Origin of the sequence: Ideonella azotifigens, assembly GCF_006519715.1 — a bacterium.
GTDB lineage: Bacteria > Pseudomonadota > Gammaproteobacteria > Burkholderiales > Burkholderiaceae_C > Ideonella > Ideonella azotifigens.
On sequence record NZ_VIDT01000294.1, the window covers coordinates 1 to 6,557 of the forward strand.

Consider the following 6,557-nt stretch of genomic DNA (forward strand, 5'->3'; position numbering starts at 1 on the left):
CGGCATGGCCGGCAGCTCGCTGGTCGTCGTCTTCAATGCGCTGCGCCTGGCCCGCTGAGCGGCTTCATCCAATGGACATCCTCTACCTCCTGATCCCGCTTTCGGCACTGCTGGTGCTGGGCCTGCTGGCCGTGTTCGCCTGGGCGCTGCATGGCGGCCAGTTCGATGACCTGGAACAGCAAGGCGAGCAGATTCTGCTGGACGACCGCGCCCCCGATTGACAAGCATCAAGCCCCGAGGGGGGCGGCCAGCAAAGAATCCTTCTGTCGACATTCGACTGGGATCGGAGGACTCTGATGGTGGCAATGCGCGAGACGCCCGGCACGGTGAACTACACCGACGAAACGGTGCGTGGATTTGCGCTGGCGGCGGTGCTGTGGGGCGTGGTGGGCATGACGGTGGGGGTGTTGATCGCCGCCCAGCTGGCCTTTCCTGACCTGACCTATGGCATCCCCTGGCTCAGTTATGGGCGGCTGCGGCCGCTGCACACCAATGCGGTGATCTTCGCCTTCGGCGGTTGTGCGCTGATGGCCACCAGCTTCCACGTCGTGCAGCGCACCTGCCAGGTGCCGCTGTTCCTGCCGTGGCTGGCCAAGTTCGTGTTCTGGGGCTGGCAGGCGGTGATCGTGCTGGCTGCGGTGACGCTGCCGATGGGCTTCACCCAGGGCAAGGAATACGCCGAGCTGGAATGGCCCATCGACCTGCTGATCGCCGTCGTGTGGGTCGCCTATGCGGTGGTCTTCTTCGGCACGCTGGGTGTGCGCAAGGTGCGCCACATCTACGTGGCCAACTGGTTCTTCGGCGCCTTCATCCTGGCTGTCGCGCTGCTGCACATCGTCAACAGCGCGGCCATGCCGGTGAGCTTCTGGAAGAGCTACTCGGCCTACGCTGGCGTGCAGGACGCGATGATCCAGTGGTGGTACGGCCATAACGCCGTGGGCTTCTTCCTGACTGCCGGCTTCCTCGGGATGATGTACTACTACATCCCCAAGCAGGCCGAGCGGCCGGTGTACTCGTACCGCCTGTCCATCGTGCACTTCTGGGCACTGATCTTCACCTACATGTGGGCAGGCCCCCACCACCTGCACTACACGGCCTTGCCGGACTGGGCGCAGAGCGTTGGCATGCTGTTCTCGCTGGTGCTGCTGGCGCCGAGCTGGGGCGGGATGATCAATGGCGTGATGACGCTGTCGGGCGCCTGGCACAAGCTGCGCGACGACCCGATCCTGAAGTTCCTGATCGTCGCCCTGAGCTTCTACGGCATGTCGACCTTCGAGGGTCCGATGATGTCCATCAAGACGGTGAACGCGCTCTCGCACTACACCGACTGGACCGTCGGCCACGTGCACAGCGGTGCGCTCGGCTGGGTGGGCTTCATCTCGATGGGCTCGCTGTACTACCTGATCCCGCGCATGTACGGCCGCAAGGAGATGTACAGCGTCAAGGCCATCTCGCTGCACTTCTGGATCGCCACGCTGGGCATCGTGCTCTACATCGCCGCGATGTGGATTGCCGGCGTGATGCAGGGCCTGATGTGGCGTGCGCTGAACACCGACGGCACGCTGGTCTACACCTTCGTCGAAGGTGTCAAGGCGACCTGGCCGTTCTATGCGATCCGCCTGCTGGGTGGTCTGTTGTACCTGTCCGGCATGGCTGTGATGGCCTGGAACGTGGTGATGACCGTGCGCAGCGGTCGTCCGGCCCCGTCCCCCATCCCCCGTCTGGTCCAAGCTTGAGGAGCGCCTTGTGAGCACCCATTCTCCCGTCAGCGGCCACGAGCGCATCGAGACGAGCAACTTCTTGATGATCGTGCTGATCCTGCTGGTCATCGCCGTTGGCGGCATGGTCGAGATCATTCCGCTGTTCTTCCAGCGTTCCACCACCCAGCCGGTGACCGGGTTGCAGCCGTACTCGGCGCTACAGCTGGTCGGCCGGGACGTCTACCTGCGCGAGGGTTGCTACAACTGCCACTCGCAGATGATCCGCCCGCTGCATGCCGAAACGCTGCGCTACGGCCACTACTCGATGGCCGGCGAGTTCGTCTACGACCATCCCTTCCAGTGGGGCAGCAAGCGCACAGGGCCCGACCTGCAGCGCGTGGGTGGCAAGTACAGCGACGAGTGGCACCGCCTGCACCTGGCCGGCCCGCGCGACCTGGTGCCCGAGTCCAACATGCCGGCCTACCCCTGGCTGGAGACGGCCGCCATCGAGCCGGCCAGTGTGCCCCCCAGGCTCAAGGCCATGCAGCGGCTGGGCGTGCCCTACACCGACGCAAATGTGGCCGGCAGTGCCGAGGCCGTGACAGGCAAGACCGAGCTCGACGCGCTGGTGGCCTACCTGCAGTCGCTGGGCACGCACGTCAAGTGAATTGAGGGACACCATGGACATCAACGACATCCGCAGCCTCGTGACGCTGCTGAGCCTGGCCCTCTTCATCGGGCTGATGGTCTGGACCTGGCGCCCGGCGCAACGCGCCGCGCACGAGGCTGCCGCCCGCCTGGTCTTTGAAGGGGATGACGGCCCTCTCTCCGCTGCCGCGGTGGCTGAAGATCACACGCGAGGGAGCCGGGCATGAGCGACTTCATCAACGCAGGCTGGGGCTACTACGTTGCCGCAGTCACCGTGCTGGGCCTGGTGGCCTGCATCGCGCTGCTGCTGATCGCGGCACGCCGCCGCGTGATGGCGCAGGACAACACCACCGGCCACGTCTGGGACGAGGACCTGCGCGAACTCAACAACCCGCTGCCGCGCTGGTGGATGTGGCTGTTCATCCTCACGGTGGTGTTTGGCGCCGGCTACCTGGCGCTGTACCCCGGCTTGGGCAGCGCGCCTGGCCAGCTGGGCTGGAGCAGCGTCGGCCAGTACAAGGAAGAGCAGGCGGCAGCCAACGCGGTCACCGCGCCGATGTTTGCTGCGTTTGCTGCCAAGACTGCGCCCGAACTGGCCCGGGACCCGCAGGCCATGGCGGTGGGCGAGCGCCTGTTCGCCAACAACTGCGCGGCTTGCCATGGTTCGGATGCGCACGGCAGCAAGGGCTTTCCGAACCTGACCGACCAGGACTGGCTGTGGGGCGGGGCGCCCGAGCGCATCGAGGAGACCATCCGCGAAGGCCGCGTGGGCATCATGCCGCCGATGGTGGCAGCGGTCGGCAATGCCGACGAGGTGCACCAGGTGGCGAACTACGTGCTCAGCCTGTCCGGCAGCCCGCACGACAGCCTGGCTGCACAGCTCGGCAAGTCCAAGTTCGTGGCCTGCGCAGCCTGCCACGGGCCGGATGGCAAGGGCAACCAGGCGCTGGGCGTGCCCAACCTCAGCGACAAGGTCTGGCTGCACGGCTGGGGTGAAGACGCGGTGGTGGCGATGATCAACAAGGGCAAGACCAACGTCATGCCGGCGCACGGCGAGCGCCTCTCGGCGCAGCAGATCCACCTGCTGGCCGCCTACGTCTGGGGCCTGTCCAAGTCCGGCCCGGTGACGACGGCCACGGCCACAACTTCCGCCACGCCGTAAGGCAAATCAAGGCAAGCTGCATGACCCGCGTCATTCCCATCGTGCCAGCCCCGGGTGACGCTGCGTCCGCAGCGGGCGAGGGCGAGATGGTCTCGCTCTACCAGAAGCAGAAGAAGATCTACCCGCGCTCGGTCAAAGGCGGTTTCGCCCGCTGGCGCTGGCTGATGGTGTGGCTCACGCAGGCCTTGTTCTATGGCCTGCCTTGGCTGTCGATGAACGGCAGGCAGGCGGTGCTGTTCGACCTGTCGGCGCGGCGCTTCTACATTGGCCAACTGGTCCTGTACCCGCAGGACTTCATCTACCTCACCGGCCTGTTGGTGCTCAGCGCCTACGGGCTGTTCTTCTTCACCACCGTGGGCGGCCGCCTGTGGTGCGGCTATGCCTGCCCGCAGACGGTCTACACCGAGATCTTCCTGTGGATAGAGCGCCGCTTCGAGGGCGAACGCGGCGCCCGCATGAAGCTGGACGCCGGCCCATGGACGCTGAACAAGCTCTGGCGCAAGGGCGGCAAGCACGTGGTGTGGGTGCTGCTGGGCCTGTGGACAGGCTTCACCTTCGTGGGCTATTTCACGCCGATCCACAGCCTGTGGACCGAGGCCTTCACGCTGGACTTCGGCCCCTGGGAATGGTTCTGGGTCAATTTCTACGGCCTGGCCACCTACGGCAACGCTGGTTTCCTGCGCGAGCAGGTCTGCCAGTACATGTGCCCGTACGCGCGCTTCCAGAGCGCGATGTTTGACAAGGACACGCTGATCGTCAGCTACGACAGCGCTCGCGGCGACCCACGCGGCACGCGCGCCCGCGGCACCGACCTGGCGAGCGCCGGCCTGGGCCAGTGCATCGACTGCAGCCTGTGCGTGCAGGTCTGCCCGGCCGGCATCGACATCCGCGAGGGGCTGCAGTACGAATGCATCGCCTGCACCGCCTGCATCGACGCCTGCGACGGTGTGATGGACAAGATGCACTATCCGCGCGGCCTGATCCGCTATGCCACGCAGAATGCGCTGGCCCGGCAGGAACCGCATCCGGACCTCACCAAGCCGCCCAAGCCAGCGCTTGACCTGCCGCACCTGCTGCGGCCCCGGGTGCTGATCTATGGCGCGGTGCTGATCGTCATCGCCGTCGCGTTTGTCACCAGCCTCAGTCTGCGCCGCACGCTGAAGGTGGACGTGGTGCGCGACCGCGCCACGCTGGCGCGCATCGTTGAAGACGGCCTGGTCGAGAACGTCTTCCGGCTGCAGTTGATGAATGCCACCGAGCAGCCACAGCGCTATCACGTGGCAGTGCAGGGCATTCCCGGCGCTGTGCTGTCCGGCAGCCCGGAGGTCAGCCTGCTGCCTGCCGAAGCCCGCTGGGTGACGCTCGCGGTGCGGGTGCCGCCCGAGCAGGCGGCGGCCTTGAAACCGGGCGCCCACCCGATCCGTTTCGAGGTGTCGCCGCTGGGCGCCGCGGGTGCCGCGGTGAGCGAAAAGTCCTCGTTTGTGATCCCCCGCTGATTCCGCCAACAAGGAGACAAGCCATGAAGGCAAGGCCCATCGAACAGTTTCAACCGACCTTGCCCTGGTGGCGGGTGCCCACTGCCTGGATGGTGTTTGGCGGCCCCGCCCTCGTGGTGGTGGCGAGCTTCGCCACCTTCGGCCTGGCGCTGCACGGCCGGGACCGGCCGCTGCTGGAGGCGGGCAGCGCAGAGCAGGGGGCCACGACCGATGCCATGCAGGCGCGCAATCATGCTGCCAGCCCCGCACGCCGTTGAGGAAGACGAGCCGGAGGAGCGCACCGTCGCTTTCCGGCCCAGGCTTCGCAGCAGGCTGCTGCTGGTGCTCTGGCCTGCATTCGTGATGGCGGGCCTGCTCGCCGGCCTGATGTTCGCCTTCGTGGACCCCGGCAGCGTGCACGACCTGCCAGGCAGCGGCGAATCCGAATGGTCGCGCAACGCCATCTGTTCGCTGGCATTCCTGGTCTTCTGGGTCACGACCGCCATTTCGTCGGCCGCTACTTTGTGGCTGGTGGGCGGCTTGCGGCGCGAGCGCGAGGCGGCGCCCGAATGACCGCTGGCGCCGCGGAGCGTGTCACGCAGGGGGGTGGCACCGCCGCGGCTCGGCTGGATCAGCCGTGCGCGTTGTTTACCAGGCGCTGCAAGGCCTCGGGGTCCAGCACGTCGATCTGCCGCTGGCGTACCGCCAGCACGCCGTCTTCCTGGAACTTCGAGAAGCAGCGGCTCACGGTCTCCAGCTTCAGGCCCAGGTAGGTGCCAATCTCCTCGCGTGTCATGCGCAGCACAAGTGACGAGGGCGAGAAGCCGCGCGCCTTGAGCCGCTGCGAGAGGTTCAGCAGGAACACTGCCAGGCGCTCTTCGGCTCGCATGCTGCCCAGCAGCAGCATCACGCCATGGTCGCGCACGATCTCGCGGCTCATGATCTTGTGGAACTGGCGCTGCAGGCCGGGGAATTCGCGCGAGAGCTGCGTGAGCTGGCTGTAGGGAATCACGCAGACCTGAGAGTCCTCCAGCGCCACGGCGTCGCAGGCATGGTGGTCGTTGCCAATGCCGTCCAGCCCCAGCAATTCGCCTGCCATCTGGAAGCCGGTGACCTGGTCGCGTCCGTCTTCAGGCGTGATGCGGGTCTTGAAGAAGCCGGTGCGCACCGCGTAGACCGCTTCGAACGGATCGCCGTGGCGAAACAGCGTGTGGCCGCGGCGCACGCTGCGGCGGGTGGCAACCATGCCGTCCAGGCGTTGCAGTTCGTCGTCCGGAATGCCCACCGGCAGGCACAGCTCGCGCAGATTGCAGTGTGAGCAGGCCACATTGGGCTTGGCCTGGGCGGCGCAGGCATCGGTCAGGGGAATCATGGCGGGGCAGTCTTGATGTGAGACAACAAAGGTCCGGGACCTGATTGTTCAAGCCCGGCTGCTGTGGGCGCTTGCGCCAGATCAAGCCGGCCAAGGCCGGTGCCGGGCAGCATGCCGGGCATGACAGTCCTTTCGTCGACCTCCGCTGGCGCAGAGCAGGCGTCGCCGCTGCTGCCCGAGGCCTTGCTGCGGCGCTTCGA

The 6,557-nt window shown here is 66.5% G+C and carries 10 protein-coding genes; 8 read left to right on the top strand and 2 right to left on the bottom strand.

The features are described from left to right. The first annotated feature begins 71 nt into the window (after positions 1–71). The 8 genes from ccoS to FKP22_RS17295 all read left to right on the top strand — a co-directional run bounded on the left by ccoS (position 72) and on the right by FKP22_RS17295 (position 5,558). Positions 72–221, top strand: coding sequence for a cbb3-type cytochrome oxidase assembly protein CcoS (ccoS, locus tag FKP22_RS17260; RefSeq protein WP_141288727.1), 150 nt, complete (start codon positions 72–74; stop codon positions 219–221). Positions 222–305: 84 nt separating this feature from the next. After that, entirely contained in the window at positions 306–1,736 is a 1,431-nt protein-coding gene (gene ccoN, locus FKP22_RS17265; RefSeq protein ID WP_141288735.1) for a cytochrome-c oxidase, cbb3-type subunit I, read from the top strand. Positions 1,737–1,746: 10 nt separating this feature from the next. Next, positions 1,747–2,367: a cytochrome-c oxidase, cbb3-type subunit II gene (gene ccoO, locus FKP22_RS17270; protein WP_141288728.1), complete on the top strand. Its 621-nt coding sequence runs from the start codon at positions 1,747–1,749 to the stop codon at positions 2,365–2,367. Between the two features lie 13 nt (positions 2,368–2,380). Continuing rightward, complete coding sequence (locus tag FKP22_RS17275) at positions 2,381–2,575, top strand: CcoQ/FixQ family Cbb3-type cytochrome c oxidase assembly chaperone (RefSeq protein ID WP_141288729.1); 195 nt, start codon at positions 2,381–2,383, stop codon at positions 2,573–2,575. Further along, complete coding sequence (gene ccoP, locus FKP22_RS17280) at positions 2,572–3,510, top strand: cytochrome-c oxidase, cbb3-type subunit III (RefSeq protein ID WP_141288730.1); 939 nt, start codon at positions 2,572–2,574, stop codon at positions 3,508–3,510. Before FKP22_RS17275 ends, ccoP begins: the two co-directional genes overlap by 4 nt. Positions 3,511–3,530: 20 nt before the next feature. Then, complete coding sequence (gene ccoG / locus FKP22_RS17285; protein WP_141288731.1) at positions 3,531–5,006, top strand: cytochrome c oxidase accessory protein CcoG; 1,476 nt, start codon at positions 3,531–3,533, stop codon at positions 5,004–5,006. A 23-nt stretch (positions 5,007–5,029) separates the two neighbouring features. Then, entirely contained in the window at positions 5,030–5,263 is a 234-nt protein-coding gene (locus FKP22_RS33910; RefSeq protein WP_141288732.1) for a hypothetical protein, read from the top strand. Further along, positions 5,238–5,558, top strand: a complete 321-nt coding sequence (locus FKP22_RS17295) for a hypothetical protein (protein ID WP_141288733.1) — start codon at positions 5,238–5,240, stop codon at positions 5,556–5,558. Before FKP22_RS33910 ends, FKP22_RS17295 begins: the two co-directional genes overlap by 26 nt. A gap of 58 nt (positions 5,559–5,616) precedes the next feature. On the opposite strand, the gene fnr is transcribed toward FKP22_RS17295, so the two are convergent. Both fnr and FKP22_RS33475 read right to left on the bottom strand, forming a co-directional pair. After that, positions 5,617–6,357 (bottom strand): fumarate/nitrate reduction transcriptional regulator Fnr, encoded by a 741-nt coding sequence (gene fnr / locus FKP22_RS17300; protein WP_141288734.1) that lies wholly within the window; start codon positions 6,355–6,357, stop codon positions 5,617–5,619. Beyond that, positions 6,354–6,557, bottom strand: a 204-nt coding sequence (locus FKP22_RS33475; protein WP_211361444.1) for a hypothetical protein, incomplete at its 5' end; no start/stop codon positions are given. The genes fnr and FKP22_RS33475, both read right to left, overlap by 4 nt.

Excerpts from the sequence above, each read along its gene's own strand:
- ccoS (WP_141288727.1), top strand. The coding sequence starts at position 72 with ATGGACATCCTCTACCTCCTGATCCCGCTTTCGGCACTGCTGGTGCTG.
- ccoN (WP_141288735.1), top strand. The coding sequence starts at position 306 with ATGCGCGAGACGCCCGGCACGGTGAACTACACCGACGAAACGGTGCGT.
- FKP22_RS17275 (WP_141288729.1), top strand. The coding sequence starts at position 2,381 with ATGGACATCAACGACATCCGCAGCCTCGTGACGCTGCTGAGCCTGGCC.
- ccoP (WP_141288730.1), top strand. The coding sequence starts at position 2,572 with ATGAGCGACTTCATCAACGCAGGCTGGGGCTACTACGTTGCCGCAGTC.
- ccoG (WP_141288731.1), top strand. The coding sequence starts at position 3,531 with ATGACCCGCGTCATTCCCATCGTGCCAGCCCCGGGTGACGCTGCGTCC.
- FKP22_RS33910 (WP_141288732.1), top strand. The coding sequence starts at position 5,030 with ATGAAGGCAAGGCCCATCGAACAGTTTCAACCGACCTTGCCCTGGTGG.
- FKP22_RS17295 (WP_141288733.1), top strand. The coding sequence starts at position 5,238 with ATGCTGCCAGCCCCGCACGCCGTTGAGGAAGACGAGCCGGAGGAGCGC.
- fnr (WP_141288734.1), bottom strand. The coding sequence starts at position 6,357 with ATGATTCCCCTGACCGATGCCTGCGCCGCCCAGGCCAAGCCCAATGTG.